The 16333-nt window shown below is 31.1% G+C and carries 14 protein-coding genes and 1 riboswitch; all 14 genes read left to right on the top strand.

The window, feature by feature from the left end:
• The first annotated feature begins 23 nt into the window (after positions 1-23).
• The 14 genes from B3086_RS14835 (at position 24) to pilM (ending at position 16331) form a co-directional block, all read left to right on the top strand.
• A complete protein-coding gene (locus B3086_RS14835) occupies positions 24-1031 on the top strand; it encodes an FAD-binding protein (protein ID WP_150845320.1) in 1008 nt (335 codons plus the stop codon).
• 257 nt (positions 1032-1288) lie between these two features.
• Positions 1289-2137: a 3-hydroxybutyryl-CoA dehydrogenase gene (locus B3086_RS14840; protein WP_150845321.1), complete on the top strand. Its 849-nt coding sequence runs from the start codon at positions 1289-1291 to the stop codon at positions 2135-2137.
• Between the two features lie 598 nt (positions 2138-2735).
• Positions 2736-3599: a sulfide/dihydroorotate dehydrogenase-like FAD/NAD-binding protein gene (locus tag B3086_RS14845; RefSeq protein WP_035130488.1), complete on the top strand. Its 864-nt coding sequence runs from the start codon at positions 2736-2738 to the stop codon at positions 3597-3599.
• Positions 3599-4981 (top strand): NADPH-dependent glutamate synthase, encoded by a 1383-nt coding sequence (gene gltA, locus B3086_RS14850; RefSeq protein ID WP_346847185.1) that lies wholly within the window; start codon positions 3599-3601, stop codon positions 4979-4981. Before B3086_RS14845 ends, gltA begins: the two co-directional genes overlap by 1 nt.
• 225 nt (positions 4982-5206) lie before the next feature.
• Complete coding sequence (locus B3086_RS14855) at positions 5207-5617, top strand: C-GCAxxG-C-C family (seleno)protein (protein WP_346847186.1); 411 nt, start codon at positions 5207-5209, stop codon at positions 5615-5617.
• 94 nt (positions 5618-5711) lie between these two features.
• Positions 5712-6593 (top strand): DNA-3-methyladenine glycosylase, encoded by an 882-nt coding sequence (locus B3086_RS14860; RefSeq protein WP_346847187.1) that lies wholly within the window; start codon positions 5712-5714, stop codon positions 6591-6593.
• A gap of 57 nt (positions 6594-6650) precedes the next feature.
• Positions 6651-7367 (top strand): TVP38/TMEM64 family protein, encoded by a 717-nt coding sequence (locus tag B3086_RS14865; protein WP_346847188.1) that lies wholly within the window; start codon positions 6651-6653, stop codon positions 7365-7367.
• A 194-nt stretch (positions 7368-7561) separates the two neighbouring features.
• Positions 7562-7846: a co-chaperone GroES gene (groES, locus tag B3086_RS14870; RefSeq protein ID WP_035130475.1), complete on the top strand. Its 285-nt coding sequence runs from the start codon at positions 7562-7564 to the stop codon at positions 7844-7846.
• Between the two features lie 81 nt (positions 7847-7927).
• The gene (gene groL, locus B3086_RS14875; protein ID WP_346847189.1) at positions 7928-9556 is read left to right on the top strand and encodes a chaperonin GroEL; all 1629 of its coding nucleotides are present in this window, start codon (positions 7928-7930) and stop codon (positions 9554-9556) included.
• A gap of 316 nt (positions 9557-9872) precedes the next feature.
• Positions 9873-9957: riboswitch (cyclic di-GMP riboswitch) on the top strand.
• A 97-nt stretch (positions 9958-10054) separates the two neighbouring features.
• Positions 10055-10792 (top strand): prepilin peptidase, encoded by a 738-nt coding sequence (locus tag B3086_RS14880; RefSeq protein ID WP_346893767.1) that lies wholly within the window; start codon positions 10055-10057, stop codon positions 10790-10792.
• 85 nt (positions 10793-10877) lie between these two features.
• The gene (locus tag B3086_RS14885) at positions 10878-12566 is read left to right on the top strand and encodes a GspE/PulE family protein (RefSeq protein WP_346893769.1); all 1689 of its coding nucleotides are present in this window, start codon (positions 10878-10880) and stop codon (positions 12564-12566) included.
• Positions 12567-12584: 18 nt separating this feature from the next.
• Entirely contained in the window at positions 12585-13790 is a 1206-nt protein-coding gene (locus tag B3086_RS14890) for a type II secretion system F family protein (protein WP_346877696.1), read from the top strand.
• A 328-nt stretch (positions 13791-14118) separates the two neighbouring features.
• The gene (locus tag B3086_RS14895; protein ID WP_346893771.1) at positions 14119-14523 is read left to right on the top strand and encodes a type II secretion system protein; all 405 of its coding nucleotides are present in this window, start codon (positions 14119-14121) and stop codon (positions 14521-14523) included.
• Between the two features lie 563 nt (positions 14524-15086).
• The gene (pilM, locus tag B3086_RS14900) at positions 15087-16331 is read left to right on the top strand and encodes a pilus assembly protein PilM (protein ID WP_346893773.1); all 1245 of its coding nucleotides are present in this window, start codon (positions 15087-15089) and stop codon (positions 16329-16331) included.
• Positions 16332-16333 lie beyond the last annotated feature (2 nt).

A 16333-nucleotide genomic window follows, 5' to 3' on the forward strand; every position in this document is an offset into this window, starting at 1 on the left:
ATATAGTTAAGGAGGAAATTACCATGAATATAGCAGATTATAAAGGTGTATGGGTCTTTGCAGAGCAAAGAGACGGAGAATTACAAAAGGTTGCTTTAGAATTATTAGGAAAAGGAAGAGAAATAGCTGACAAGTTAGGAGTAGAACTTACAGCATTATTACTTGGACATAAAAATATAGAAGAAATGACTAAAGAATTAGGAGCTTTTGGAGCAGATAAAGTATTAGTATGCGACAATGAGTTACTAACTCACTATTCAACTGATGGATATACAAAAGTTATAAACGAAGTTGTAAATGCTAAAAAACCAGAAATCCTATTCATTGGAGCTAGCTTCATTGGAAGAGATTTAGGACCAAGAGTTGCAGGAAGACTTTCAACAGGTCTTACAGCTGACTGTACATCTCTAGATGTAGATGCAGAAACTAACAACTTATTAATGACAAGACCAGCTTTCGGTGGAAACCTAATGGCTACAATCGTTTGTGGAGATCATAGACCACAAATGTCTACAGTAAGACCTGGAGTTTTCGAAAAGTTAGCTAAAGATGAAAACAGAACTTTCCAAGTTGAAAAATTTGACGTTCAATTATCAGCTTCTGATATAAGAACAGAAACTATAGAAGTTGTTAAATCAGTAAAAGAAATGGTAGACATTACTGAAGCTGATATCGTAGTTTCAGGAGGAAGAGGAGTTGGCTGTAAAGAAAACTTCGCTTTACTTCAAGAACTTGCAGACGTAATGGGAGGAACTTTAGCTGGATCAAGAGCAGCTGTTGATAATGGCTGGGTAGAAAAAGCAGTTCAAGTAGGACAAACAGGAAAAACTGTAAGACCTACTATATATATAGCTTGCGGAATCTCTGGAGCAATCCAACACTTAGCTGGAATGCAAGATTCTAACTACATCATAGCTATTAACAAAGATTCAGATGCTCCAATCATGAAAGCTGCTGACGTAGCTTTAGTAGGAGACTTTGCTAAAGTTATTCCAGAAATGATAGCTCAATATAAAGAGATGAACAAATAGTAAATTTATAAGACTTTAGATTAATTGAATTTTATAGTACACTAATTAACATAAGATGAGGGGATATACGGAGATGTATATACCCCTCATTTGTTAAATATTGAATAAAAGTCTAATTTCGTTGAAAATTGTATACATATATTTATATTTATTGAGTTATTTTTGATAAATATAAATATAAATATATAAAAATGTGGTAATATAGATTTGTAATAGTCTATAATCCATAATACAAAATTATGTTAGGAGTGTTTAATATGAAAAAGATATGTGTTTTAGGCGCAGGTACAATGGGATCAGGAATAGCTCAAGCTTTTGCCGCTAAAGGATATGAGGTAATAGTTAGAGATATAAAGGATGAATTCGTACAAAAAGGTCTTGGAATGATAGAAAAAAATATTAAAAAACTTGCTACAAAAGGTAAAATAACAGAAGAACAAGCAGAAGAAATTTTATCAAGAGTTAGTGGAACTACAGAATTAAGCTTATTAGATGATGTAGATTTAATAATAGAAGCTGCAGTAGAAAACATGGAAATCAAAAAACAAATATTTAAAGAATTAGATGAAATCTGTAAACCAGAAGCAATCCTGGCTACAAATACATCTTCACTTTCTATAACTGAAATTGCTACTGCTACAAAGAGAGTTGATAAAGTTATAGGACTACACTTCTTTAACCCAGCTCCAGTTATGAAACTTGTAGAAATCATAAAAGGAATGGGAACATCACAAGAAACATATGATGCAATGCATGAATTAGTTATTAACATATCTAAGGAGCCAGTTCAAGTAGAAGAAGCTCCAGGATTTGTAGTAAACAGAATTTTAGTACCTATGATAAATGAAGCTGTTTGCATCTATGCAGAAGGTATTGCAAGTGCTGCAGATATAGATAAAGCTATGATGCTTGGAGCAAATCATCCAATGGGACCTCTTGCTTTAGGTGACTTAATTGGACTAGATGTTTGCTTAGCAATCATGGATGTATTATATAAAGAAACTGGAGATTCAAAATACAGAGCACACAGCCTACTTAGAAAATTCGTTAGAGCTGGACAATTAGGAAGAAAAACTGGAAAAGGATTCTTCGATTATAGTAAATAATAATATCATAAGAATATTATAACAAAAGAGTAAAGAATAATTTATCTTTACTCTTTTCTTTATGTGAAAATAAATTAAATATAATTAAAAAAATAAAAGATAGATAAAATTATAACAATGCATTTTATAATTTATTGTAGATTTTTAAAAATAAAAGGAGTATAGTTTAAATGGAATCACCAGAAGTTTGGAAGAATAACTGGAATTCAAGAGGATGTTTATAAAAAATGGATTTATTTGCTTGAAAATTTATAATATTTAATTTACTATATGGTTGACTATAATTAAATAAAATTATAAAATATAATTGTAACCGACACAATGTATATTCATGTAAAGGATTTAAGTCGTATTATTTAAGGATATATGGAGATTTAAGTTAGTTTATTGGACAAGTGTAATGTGGTAAGAATCCTATCATTATTGCGCTGTTTATTTTTGCGTTTGTAACCACTATGTTAAATAAATATCTAATGTTCATATATAAATTTCAATGAAAATAGTATAATATTATATTTGGCAAAGGGTATGAATTAAAATGGTGAAATATTAAATTCATATAAAAACAAAATATGTTTAAAATACGGAGGAAAGTACTATGTATAAAATTGTTGAAAAGAAAATTTTGGCACCTTCAATATTTATGATGAAGATTTTAGCTCCAAGAGTAGCTAAATCAGCTCGTCCAGGTCAATTCATTATAATAAGAATGGATGAAAAGGGTGAGAGAGTACCTTTAACAGTATGTGACACAGATGTAGAAAATGGAACAGTATCAATAGTTGTACAAACAATTGGATGTACTACAAAAGCTATGGAACAATATGAAGAAGGGGATTCTTTCTTTGACTTTGTTGGACCTTTAGGGATGCCTTCTGAGCTTTTAGAAGAAGACAAAGATAAGCTAAAAAATGAAAAAATAATGTTTATATCAGGTGGAGTTGGAGCTGCACCAGTATATCCTCAAGTAAAATGGTTACATGAAAATGGAATTAAAGCTGACGTAATCATGGGATTTAAAAATAAAGAAATGGTTATTTTAGAAGAAGATATGAAAAATGTTGCAGACAATGTTTATGTAGCAACTGATGATGGTAGCTATGGATTTAAAGGAATGGTTACTAATAGATTAAAATCTTTGGTTGAAGAAGGCAATAAATACGATACAGTAATTGCTATAGGACCAATGATAATGATGAAATTTGTATGTAAATTAACAGAAGAATTAGGTATAAAAACAATAGTTAGTATGAACCCAATCATGGTTGATGGAACAGGTATGTGTGGTGCTTGTAGAATAACTGTTGATGGAGAAACTAAATTTGCTTGTGTTGATGGACCAGAATTTGATGGACATAAAGTAAACTTCGATGAAGCATTAAAAAGAACAACTATGTATAAGACAGAAGAAATACAAAAGGATTCTATACAAAAAGGATGCAAAGTAGGAGGAAATAACTAATGGATAGAATGAAAAGAACTCCAATACAAGAACAAGATCCAAAGGTAAGAGCAACTAACTTTCAAGAAGTTTGTCTTGGTTACACTGAAGAAGAAGCAGTTCAAGAAGCTTCTAGATGTCTAAATTGTAAAAACAAACCATGTGTATCTAAATGTCCAGTTGCAATAGATATACCAGAGTTTATTCATCATGTAAAAGAAAAAGAATTTGCACAAGCTGCAAAGGCTTTAGATAAATATACAGCACTTCCAGCAGTATGTGGAAGAGTTTGTCCTCAAGAATTACAATGTGAAAGCAAATGTGTTCTTGGAATAAAAGGTGAGGCAGTAGCTATAGGTAAATTAGAAAGATTTGTAGCAGATTGGTCAAGAAATAACAATGTGGATTTGACTAAAGAGATTGAAAAGAAAAATAAAAAAGTTGCTGTAATTGGTTCAGGCCCATCAGGAATAACTTGCGCTGGGGAGCTTGCTAAAATGGGTTACGACGTAACTGTCTTTGAAGCTTTACATGAGCCAGGTGGAGTTTTACTTTATGGAATTCCTGAGTTTAGATTACCAAAGGATACCGTTGTTAAACATGAAGTAAACAACCTAAGAAAATTAGGAGTTAAAATAGAAACAAATGTAGTTGTTGGTAGAACAGTTACAATAGATGAATTAATGAATGATGAGAAATTTGAAGCTGTATTTATAGGATCAGGAGCAGGACTTCCTAAGTTTATGGGAATTCCAGGAGAAAACTTAAATGGAGTATTCTCAGCAAATGAATTCTTAACTAGAAATAACTTAATGAAAGCATTTAAAGATGAGTATGCTACTCCAATTAAATCTGGTAAATGCGTTGCAGTAGTTGGTGGCGGTAACGTTGCTATGGACGCTGCTAGAACAGCTTTAAGACTAGGTTCAGAAACACATATAGTTTATAGAAGAAGTGAAGCTGAACTTCCAGCTAGAGTAGAAGAAGTACATCACGCTAAAGAAGAAGGAGTTATCCTTGATTTATTAGTTAATCCTACAGAAATCCTTGGGGATGAAAATGGTTGGGTTAAAGGAATGAAATGTGTAAGAATGGAACTTGGAGAGCCAGATGCATCTGGAAGAAGAAGACCACAAGTAATAGAAGGTTCTGAGTTTACATTAGACTGTGACACTGTTATCATGTCACTAGGAACTTCACCAAACCCATTAATTCCAGCTACAACTAAAGGCTTAGAAACTAATAAATATAAATGCATAGTTGCAGAGGAAGAAACAGGACTTACTTCAAAAGAAAAAGTATATGCTGGTGGAGATGCTGTAACAGGTGCAGCTACAGTTATACTTGCTATGGAAGCTGGTAAAAAAGCTGCTAAAGCTATTGATGAGCAATTAAGTAAATAAGGCATTTTCAAAAAATCAAGCCATATTTTAAAGTTATGTGAAATTCTTTAAAATATGGCTTTTTTATATGATAAATATAGTATAATGAAACTGAAAACTAGTAGATTTCTAATATATTTAAAGAAATTTTTGGAGTCATAGATTTATGACTAAAAATATAATAAACAGAGTTCTTAGCTTCTGTGAAGATTAGGACTAATTAATAGGAAAGTAGGGTGTATAAATATGTTATTAGATGTAGTAAAAAAATATTATGGAGAAGAATATGATTTAAACTGTGCAGAGACTATGCTATATGCTGCTAATGAAGAATATGGTTTAAACTTAAGTAAAGAAACTTTTAAAACCATGGCTGCTTTCGGTGGGGGAATGGGTGTAGAATCCACTTGTGGAGTTATCACAGGAGCAATTTCTGCTTTAGGTATTTTATTTACAAAGGAAAGAGCCCATGAAAGTGATTATGTAAAAACCCTTACTCAAGAATTCATTGAAAACTTTAATAAAGAATGTAATTCACTAAATTGTGATAAATTAAAGGAATTATATAGAAATGATGAAATAAGATGTCTTAATATAGTAGAAAAAGGTGCAGTTATATTAGACAACATAGTAACAAGAGAGAGAAATAAACAGTAATTGAGAATAATTTTAAAACTTAGTGCTGAGAATATCCTTAGCACTATTTTTAAACTAGCATCCCATAAGTGTTATTTAAAGGAGGTTGATATGGATGGACTTTAAAGAAGTTATTGAAGAAAGTGGAAAAGTTATATTAAAGGATGTAAAGAATTTTGAACTTCCCCATATTTTCGATTGTGGACAATGTTTTAGATGGAACAGACAAGATAATAATAATTATATAGGTGTAGCCTTTGGAAGAGTTATTGAAATTGAGAAAAGGGATAATGATGTAATTATATATAACACGGATTTAAAGGATTTTAATGACATATGGCTAAATTACTTTGATCTAGAAAGGGACTATTCAGCTATAAAAGAAGAATTTGAGAAGGATGAACTTTTAAAAAAAGCAGTAGAATTTGGTGTAGGAATAAGAATACTACAGCAAGACCCCTTTGAAATGCTAATATCTTTTATTATATCTGCAAATAATAGAATCCCTATGATAAAAAGAGCTATAGAGAATATAAGTAAAGCATTTGGCAAATCTATAAAGTACAAGGGAAATACATATTATGCTTTTCCAACCTTAGAGGAGTTTAGAAGAGCTACAGTAGAAGATATAGAAGCTTTAGGGGTTGGATTTAGGGCTAAGTATATATATAAGGCACTAGAAGATTTGAGTAGTGGTACCTACGATTTAAATGCAATAAAACAAAGTGATGATGATGGATGTCATGAGGGTCTTAAAAATTTTAATGGAGTAGGGCCTAAGGTAGCTGATTGCATAATGCTATTTTCTATGGGGAAATACTCAGCATTTCCAGTGGATGTATGGGTAAAAAGAGCAATGCAATTCTTTTATGTGGCACCAGATGTATCATTGCCTAAAATAAGGCAGTTTGCAAGAGAGAAGTTTGGTAGTTTATCTGGATTTGCACAACAATACTTATTTTATTATGCAAGAGAAAACAATATAAAAATAGATTAAGTTAGAAATATGTTGATATATAGAACATAAACTAAGGGTATACAAGGTGGGAAAGGTATGGAGAATAAAAATAAGATAAAAAAGTATGTAATAAATGGAGTAATATGGACTATAGTTATAGTAGTATTATTAATAGCATATTGGGAATTTTCCAAGAAATTCACTGTATTCAGAGATCCTGAAGAATTAAAAAAATTAATACTATCCTTTGGTAGTTATAGTATAATTGCCTTTATAGTGCTACAAATGATACAAGTAATAATATTCTTTATACCAGGAGAAGTAGTTCAAGTAGCAGGGGGATATATATTCGGACCTTTAGTAGGAGGAATTGCCTCTGCAGTAGGTATAATTCTTGGAAGTATAGTTGCTTATTTTATAGCTAAATTATTTGGGAAAAAGTATATAAATAAGCTTATTGAAAAAAATAATTTAACTAAGATAAAGAGGATATTAGATGCTGGAAGTAATAATATAGTTATCTTTGTAATATACTTTATACCTGGAATACCTAAAGATATATTAGTTTATGTAGCTGGTATATCCAATGTAACTCTAAGGGATTTTATATTATATTCTTCTGCTGGTAGATTACCATGGATAATCACATCTGCCATGTTTGGCCACGGTATACATAGAGGGGACTATGTGTCTATGATAATTATAGGAGTAATATCAGGAGTCTTATTTTTAGTCGGAATACTTAAAGGACATAGCATTATAGACTTTTTCCATAGAGCGTTAAAGCATAAAGGTAAAAATAAGAGAAAATAAGAGAAAATATTACCATGAGTGAGGTATTTTAATATATTCGCTTATTTTACCAGGTTCTATTAAAATAAAAGATTTGCTTATAAAATAATAATTATATATTATTATATTGTAGTTAGCACTCAATAGTCGTGAGTGCTAATAAATAAAGATAAATAAAAAAATTATATAAATAATTAACAATAGGAGGGTTTTTTATGAATATCAGACCATTAGGCGACAGAGTTGTAATCAAAAGATTAGAATCTGAGGAAATAACTAAAGGAGGAATAGTTCTAGCAGGTACTGCAAAAGAAAAACCACAAGAGGCAGAAGTCGTTGCAGTAGGTCCAGGAACTTATTCTCATGGAAGAGAAATTAAGATGGAAGTGAAAATAGGAGATAAGATATTATTTTCTAAATTTGCAGGCACAGAAGTTAAATTACAAGGACAAGAATATATTATATTAAAGCAAGAAGATATATTAGCAATATTAGAATAAGTAATATATCTTAATAAGTGTAAAGAAAAATAATTTTAATGATAAGCTAAGAAATTCACATATCATAGGAGGTAAATGAATATGGCTAAAAGTATTTTATTCGGAGAAGAATCAAGAAGAGCTATGCAAAGAGGTGTAGACGTACTTGCAGATACAGTTAAGGTAACTTTAGGACCAAAGGGAAGAAACGTTATATTAGATAAAAAATTTGGTTCACCACTTATAACAAATGATGGTGTTACAATAGCTAGAGAAATAGAACTTGAAGATGCATATGAGAATATGGGAGCACAACTTGTAAAAGAAGTTGCAAACAAAACAAACGATGTAGCTGGAGATGGAACTACAACTGCTACAGTACTTGCTCAAGCTATCATAAGAGAAGGACTTAAGAATGTAACAGCTGGTTCAAACCCAATGTTACTTAGAAATGGTATAAGAATGGCTGTAGATACAGCAGTTGAAGAAATAAAAAAATACTCTAGACAAGTAGATGGAAAAGAAGACATAGCAAGAGTTGCAGCTATATCAGCAGCAGACGAGGAAGTTGGAGCTCTAATAGCTACAGCAATGGATAAAGTAGGTAACGAAGGTGTTATAGCTGTAGAAGAGTCTAAAACAATGGGAACTGAACTTGATGTTGTTGAAGGTATGCAATTTGATAGAGGATATTTAAGTGCATATATGGTAACTGACACAGATAAGATGGAATCTGTACTTGATAATCCATACATTTTAATAACTGATAAGAAAATATCTAACATCCAAGAATTACTTCCAATTCTTGAGCAAATAGTACAACAAGGTAAAAAACTTTTAATAATTGCTGAAGATGTTGAAGGTGAAGCAATAGCTACTTTAGTAGTTAATAAATTAAGAGGAACATTTACATGTGTTGCTGTTAAAGCTCCAGGCTTTGGTGATAGAAGAAAAGAAATGCTTGAAGATATAGCAATACTTACAGGTGGTACAGTAATTTCAGAAGAATTAGGACACGACATTAAAGATGCAACTATTGAAATGTTAGGAAGAGCTGATAGTGTTAAAGTTACTAAAGAAAACACTGTTATCGTAAATGGAAAAGGTGCAAAAGAAAATATAGCATCTAGAGTAAATCAAATTAAGAAACAAATGGAAGATACAACTTCTGAATTTGATAAAGAAAAATTAAATGAAAGACTTGCAAAACTTGCTGGTGGAGTTGCAGTAATAAAAGTTGGTGCTGCTACTGAAACTGAATTAAAAGAAAAGAAATTAAGAATTGAAGATGCTCTTGCTGCTACAAAAGCTGCAGTTGAAGAAGGTATCGTTGCAGGTGGTGGAACTGTTTATATCAATGCAATAGAAGCAGTTGCTAAACTAACTTCAGAGGTTTCAGAAATCCAAGTAGGTATTAACATTGTAAGAAGAGCTCTTGAAGAGCCATTAAGACAAATAGCTACAAATGCTGGTGCAGAAGCTTCAGTAGTAGTTGAAAGAGTTAGAAATTCAGCTACAGAAATAGGCTATGATGCATTAAATGCTGAATATGTAGATATGATTAAAGCTGGAATAGTTGACCCAACTAAGGTTACAAGAAGCGCACTTCAAAATGCTGCATCTGTAGCATCAACATTCTTAACAACAGAAGCTGCTGTTGTTGATATTCCAGAAAAGAACCCAGTTCCAATGCCAGGTGCACCAGGAATGGGAATGGACGGAATGTACTAAAATTAAATATTAAATAAAATTAAGACTTTCATGAAGTTTTCATGGAAGTCTTTTTTACATCCATAATTAATGTTCACATAAATTCTCTCCAAATTTTATCAATTTAATTATCTACAAAGTCTATAAAAACCTTTAAAATAGTGGATTTTAAGGAGAGATGTAATAAAATAACACATAACAAGGAAAGTATATAGAAATATAATACATAATATAGTATAATATGTTTAACATTTATAAATTTATACAACAATAAAACAAATTTATATAAATGTAAAATAAATTTGTATAAAAAGAAAGTAAGTTTATATAAAAAGAAAGTAAGTTTAGATACAATGATGCAACTTTTTTATTTGGGTACCTTGAAAGTTGTTGAGTTAATGGTACAACCGGCTAAATTATAAATTTAGTCGGTTTTTTTGCGTGTATTTTATATACACATATGTAAAAATATAGTATAATGATTTCTAAATAGAAATAAATGTAAAGGGATAATAAATTATGGGTTTTATAGTATTTTTATATGGAGTAGTAATAGGAAGTTTTTTAAATGTATGTATTTATAGAATACCTAACAATCAGTCATTAATTAGTCCACCTTCCCATTGTGGAAATTGTGATACTAGATTAAAATGGAAGGATTTAATACCAATAGTAAGCTACCTATGGCTTAAGGGTAAATGTAGATATTGTGGTTCTAAGATTTCTATGAGATATCCTTTAGTAGAAGGGCTTACAGGGATTTTATTAGTAGGAATATATCTAAGATATGGCATAGGGGTAAGCTTTTTTAAGTACTCCCTTTTAACTCTATTTTTAATAGTCATAGCCCTTATTGATTATGATACTACAGATGTGTATTCTAGTGTAGTTTATAGTGGAATGGCAGTGGGTATAATCTTTATCTTTATAGAAACTGTAGCATACTCCCATAGTATAACTAACTATATTATTGGGGGATTAATAGGCCTAGGTGTTATTGGTTTAATATATGTATTAACTGGTGGCATGGGTGTTGGAGATATTGAAATAGCAGTATTATGTGGATTATTTCTAGGATGGAAATTAGAGATATACTTTTTACTTATATCCTTCATTATAGGAGGAACAATTGCAGTTATGTTAATTGTATCAAAAAAGAAATCAAAGGATGAGTATATTCCTTTAGGACCTAGCTTGGCTATGGGAGCATATATAGTTTTAATCATTGGAGAACAATATATTTTAAATTTCATTTAATATAAGGAGTTTTAAGAAATAAAAAGAAGTATAAAACTTTTAGATAAGGACAAATAAATTAATTGTAAAGGTGAGGTGGAGAGAAATGGCAAGGAATACTGTCAGACTAGGTGACTTGCTAGTAAAGGCAAATAAAATTACCAGGTCACAATTATCAGAAGCCTTAGAGATTCAAAAGGTAAAAAGAAAGAAACTGGGAGAATTATTAATCGATGAAGGAATAGTAACAGAGGATATTATTATAGAGGTACTTCAAGAACAGTTAGGTATTGAAAGAGTAACCTTAAGTAATATAGATGTAGATTCTAAGGCTGTTAAGTTAGTTAACGAAGGCTTATGTAGAAAATATGAATTATTCCCTTTTTATACTGCTGATGGAGTAATAAAGATAGCTGTATCAGATCCTTTAAATATATTTGCCATGGATGATGTAGCTATAACTACGGGATTAAGGGTGGAGCCTTATATATCCACAAAGGATGACATCCATAAGGCTACGGAAAAGTATTATTCAGATAGAAATGTGGAAAGTGCTGTAGAAGAGATAACCAGGTCTAGGATAGTGTTTCATAATAAGACGGAAGATATAGAAAAGATTGATGAAGTTAAAAATGCTCCCACAGTAAAGCTAGTGGATTCTCTACTTAAAAATGCAGTGGAACAAAGAGCTTCAGATATTCATATAGAGCCCTATGAAAAATATATAAGAGTTAGATATAGAATAGATGGTCAGCTAGAAGAAATATCATCTTTAAATATTGATGTACTTCCAGGCATAGTTACTAGAATAAAAATTCTAGCAAATCTTAACATAGCTGAAAAAAGAATTCCTCAGGATGGAAGAATAGTTACTGTAATCAATAATAAAAACATAGACATGCGTGTGTCTATAATACCTCTTATCACAGGAGAAAAGGTTGTAATAAGAATACTAGATAGAAGTAACTATAAAATTGGAAAAGATAATCTTGGCATGAGTAGTGAAAATATAAAAAATCTTGAAAACATCATATCTGCACCCCATGGAATAATTTTAGTAACAGGACCTACAGGAAGTGGAAAATCCACCACTCTATATACTATTTTAGGGGAACTTAATGATATTAATAAGAACATAGTTACTGTAGAAGACCCTGTGGAATACTCCATGGATGGAATAAATCAAGTAAATGTAAATAGTAAGGTAGGACTTACCTTTGCTGCAGGCTTAAGGTCTATATTAAGACAAGACCCTGATGTAGTAATGGTAGGGGAGATGAGAGATAGCGAGACTGCTGAAATTGGTATAAGAGCTGCCATAACAGGCCACCTGGTTCTTAGTACACTACACACAAATGATGCACCATCATCAGTAATAAGACTTATAGATATGGGAGTTGAACCTTTCTTAGTTGCCACTGCCATAAAAGGAGTAATAGCTCAAAGACTGGTGAGAAGAATATGTCCAAGCTGTAAGGAAACCTATGAGGGGGATGAAGCTGAAAGGAAACTTCTTAACTTAAGTAGTGATGATAAAGTAACTCTTCATAGAGGAAAGGGTTGTGCTAGCTGTAATTATACTGGTTATAGTGGCAGACTTGGAGTCTATGAAATAATGAATGTAGATAGAGAGATAAAAGATTTGATTATAAAATCTAATAATCCAGAAGAACTAAAGGATGAAGCGGTTAAAAAGGGTATGAAGACTTTATCAGATAGTTGTAGAGAGTTAGTTCTTAAAGGTGAAACCACCATGGAAGAAATGATGAAGATAATATTTATGGATAACTTGTAGAGGAAGGAGAACTAAATTATGTCTAAATATAAATATAAGGCTATTAGCTCTAAGGGTGAAGTTATTCAAGGAGTACATGAATGTAGGAGCAGGGAAGAGGTACTTAACCTTATGGTATCTAGTGGATATTCACCACTGTCCATTGAGGAAGCTATAGGCAGTAAGGAGATTATTCTAGGAAAGAAAAATAAGGTTAATAACAAGGATATTTCTATATTTTGTAGACAACTAGCTACAATGATAGAAGCTGGTGTTTCCATAACTAATGCCATAAGTCTTTTAGCAGAGCAAATACCTAACAAGAAGCTGAGGGAGGTCCTTGTAAAAGTAGATGAAGATATAAGAAAAGGTGAAGAATTATCTGTAGCCATGGGTAAATACTCTAATGAATTTCCAACATTACTTATAAGCATGATTCAGGTTGGGGAACAAAGTGGTACCCTAGATTCCATCATGAACAGGATGGCCACTTACTATGAAAAGCAAACTAAGATGAATGGTAAATTAAAAAATGCATTAATCTATCCAGGCATATTAGCCACAGTAACAGTGTTTGTAGTGGTATTTATTCTAACCTATATAATGCCAATGTTTATGGATATGTTTGAATCATCAGGTTCAGACCTTCCAGCTATGACAAAGATAGTACTATCTCTAGGAGATGGTATAAGGCACTACGGTATATTAATAGGTCTTGTTATTGTAGGTACAGTAGTAGGCTTTAAATATTACACCAAGAGAGTTGATGCTGGAATTTATATGTACAGTAAATACAAATTGAAAAAATCTCTCTTTAAAGACTTGAATCAAAAGATTGTAGTATCAAGATTTGCAAGGGGACTATCTACAGTTTTAGGAGCTGGACTATCCATAGCCAGCTCCATAGATGTAGTATCTGCAGTACTAGAAAATAAATATGCAGATGTAAAATTAAAAACAGTAAAAGAAAGAATGTTAGCTGGAGATACACTATCCGATGCCATAAAGGAATCACAGTTATTTCCACCAATGCTAGGGTCCATGATAAAAATTGGAGAAGAAGCTGGAGAACTAGACAACATCCTAAGCAAAACAGCTGACTTCTACGACGAAGAGCTAGAAAGAGCAATAGAAGCCTTCACCACAATCCTAGACCCAATAATGCTAGTAATAATGGGAGTAGTAGTAGGATTTTTAATAATCTCCATCCTAACTCCAATGTTTGAAATGTACAACGTAATGTAAAAAGGACAAGCCTATCTTTTAACTAATATGAATAACGACTTCATATTATCTGCGCTCAATCGTTTCGGAACCTTGATTTACTAAAGGCCCTGATAATGAGAAAATCTAAAATACAACAACTCGCATGCGCTCAAACAAGTTGTATTTCTTAACGATTTTATCATTCTCATAGCCTAAGTAAATTCAAGAACCCTGCAAATGGTATTCGCTCAGATAATATTGAAGTCAAATATTCAAAATTATTTAAAGCATAGTCAAAACAAAATAACAGGTCTAACCAGGGGAAACCCTTTAGAAATAAATAGAAATAATTAGGAGGTCATTTTAAATGATAAAAAGAGCAAACAACAAAAAGAAAAAAGGTTTTACACTAATAGAACTAATCATAGTTCTAGCAGTAATGGCAATCATAGCATTAATAGCTATACCAAACTTCGCAGCAGTAAGAAATAACTCTAAAACTAAAGCTGATACACAGAGTATAGAAACAATAAAAAGAACTGCATTAATGCTTGTTTCAGATGAAACAGTTACTGCAAGCGAGACTGTTACTGTTACAGTTTCATTTAATGAAAATAAAACATTTAAGGATGCTAAACCAGATAAAGAAGATAAGATAACGGGAATTGATGAATTAAAGGAAGCATTAAAAGAAGTTAAGAAACCACAAGCAAAGGATACGCCTACATTTACTATAATTATAAATAGTAATGGAGAAGTTGAAGTAAATTAATATATTATTAATAAATGCCCAACATAAGTGTAAAGCCACCCTTTACACTTATGTTTCTAAAAATAAATAAAGTATTCCTCTACATACTTAAACACTACTTATATCAACACTTTCACCATGGAAGAACATAAAAAGCTAAAAACATGAAAATTCTAGAGCCTATACATAACCACTAAAGTAGTAAAAACACTACAAACCATTGATATTACAACAAATAGTTAACTAGTTATATAGTTATATATAGAAAAGTTTAAATAGCTATATATTTAAATAGACTTATAGTTTCATATTTTAATAGGTATATAGATAAATATTCAATTTAGGAATAATGAAGAAAGATTTCAATTGTGACAATGTAATTTAATGATGAAAAAGTAATATTATTCATAGTATTTCTCGGGGAATAAAGAAGATATATGAAAATTAATAGAAGTAATGAAAGAAAAATAATGAATTTGAAAGTTATCTAGGGTGCTAAGTTATTAGAGCCTTAGTGTATATAAAATAGATATAAATATTGTTAATTAAACATAAAGGATTTGAAGAAGAAGGGAGTGCTAATTTTGAGTTTGTTTAGTAAATCTAAGGTCAGTGAAGAGTTAAAGAATAAGGAAATTCAAGTAAATATAGACAATGATACCTATAAGGGCATTGATGTTGAAAATTCTAAGAAGGAATCCATATGGAACAGAGATATAAAGTTACAGGATCTAAAATTTAAAAGAATAAAAAAAGTTGATGATAGTAAACCGGCTAAGCCTAAGAGTATAAGGCTTGTGAGTCTTGACATAGGCTCTAGTGATATAAAAATAGTAGAGGGACAAGTTAAGGGTGGAAAATTAAAAATTTATAATATGAGGAAAATAAAATCTCCAGAGGATATTATTCAAGATGGGGAGCTTTTTAACGAAGAATCTATCTTACTTAAGTTAAAGGAAGAAATGAAAACCTCAAGGGTGAGAACTAAAAATATAGCGTTAGTTTCCTCCTCATCTACAATCATAAGTAGAGAGATTATAGTTCCTTATGTGGAAAATAATGAAGAATTAAAAACCTTAGTTAATTATGAAATAGAGCAATTTCTAGCTATAAATTTAAATAACTATGTAATTCAATTTATGAGATTAGAGGAAGTTATAGTGGATGAGGTAAGAAAGGAAAAGATATTTACTATTATATATCCTAAAAATCTCATTGAATCCTATAGAAACTTAGCTGAAAAACTACTTTTAAATCCATATGCTTTGGATATAAGTAACAACTCCATAAGAAAACTAAGCAGCATTGCAGATATATATAATGTAGATTTAATAAATAAAGAGGAATCCATTTTGTATTTAGACTTAGGTTATAAAAGTGTAGATTTATCTATAGTTAATAATAATAATTTAGAATTTATAAGGGTTATGCCCATTGGTGGAATAGAGATAGATAGGTTTATAGCGGATTTAAATGGAATTTCTATGGAGGAAGCAGAGGAAATAAAGAAGGCTCAGGTTGAAGTAGGAAAGCATAGGAAAGAAAATCAGCTTAATGATGGAGTAGTAGAAGTCATAGAGGGTTGGCTAGAGGATTTAAATAGAATTATTCAGTTCTATACTAATAAAAGTAATGGGAAAAAGATCAATCATATATATTTATACGGTGGTACTTCTAAGTTAAGAGGAATAGATGAGTATATAGCTTTAAAGACTGGCATAGATACTACAAAAATAATTACAGCTAACAATATAGAATTTAGTAAAAATGTAAATACAACAACCATTGAAGAGTATGTTAATGCATTAGGTGCATTAGTAAGATTGTAGGT

Origin of the sequence: Clostridium sp. UBA871 (assembly GCF_002295255.1) — a bacterium.
GTDB classification, from domain to species: Bacteria; Bacillota; Clostridia; order Clostridiales; family Clostridiaceae; genus Clostridium_J; species Clostridium_J sulfidigenes.

What these genes read in the sequence shown, in the direction of transcription:
- B3086_RS14835 (WP_150845320.1), top strand. Translation starts at nt 24, where the DNA reads ATGAATATAGCAGATTATAAAGGTGTATGGGTCTTTGCAGAGCAAAGA.
- B3086_RS14860 (WP_346847187.1), top strand. Translation starts at nt 5,712, where the DNA reads ATGGACTTTAAAGAAGTTATTGAAGAAAGTGGAAAAGTTATATTAAAG.
- B3086_RS14880 (WP_346893767.1), top strand. Translation starts at nt 10,055, where the DNA reads ATGGGTTTTATAGTATTTTTATATGGAGTAGTAATAGGAAGTTTTTTA.
- B3086_RS14885 (WP_346893769.1), top strand. Translation starts at nt 10,878, where the DNA reads ATGGCAAGGAATACTGTCAGACTAGGTGACTTGCTAGTAAAGGCAAAT.
- B3086_RS14840 (WP_150845321.1), top strand. Translation starts at nt 1,289, where the DNA reads ATGAAAAAGATATGTGTTTTAGGCGCAGGTACAATGGGATCAGGAATA.
- groL (WP_346847189.1), top strand. Translation starts at nt 7,928, where the DNA reads ATGGCTAAAAGTATTTTATTCGGAGAAGAATCAAGAAGAGCTATGCAA.
- B3086_RS14895 (WP_346893771.1), top strand. Translation starts at nt 14,119, where the DNA reads ATGATAAAAAGAGCAAACAACAAAAAGAAAAAAGGTTTTACACTAATA.
- B3086_RS14845 (WP_035130488.1), top strand. Translation starts at nt 2,736, where the DNA reads ATGTATAAAATTGTTGAAAAGAAAATTTTGGCACCTTCAATATTTATG.
- groES (WP_035130475.1), top strand. Translation starts at nt 7,562, where the DNA reads ATGAATATCAGACCATTAGGCGACAGAGTTGTAATCAAAAGATTAGAA.
- B3086_RS14865 (WP_346847188.1), top strand. Translation starts at nt 6,651, where the DNA reads ATGGAGAATAAAAATAAGATAAAAAAGTATGTAATAAATGGAGTAATA.
- gltA (WP_346847185.1), top strand. Translation starts at nt 3,599, where the DNA reads ATGGATAGAATGAAAAGAACTCCAATACAAGAACAAGATCCAAAGGTA.
- B3086_RS14855 (WP_346847186.1), top strand. Translation starts at nt 5,207, where the DNA reads ATGTTATTAGATGTAGTAAAAAAATATTATGGAGAAGAATATGATTTA.
- B3086_RS14890 (WP_346877696.1), top strand. Translation starts at nt 12,585, where the DNA reads ATGTCTAAATATAAATATAAGGCTATTAGCTCTAAGGGTGAAGTTATT.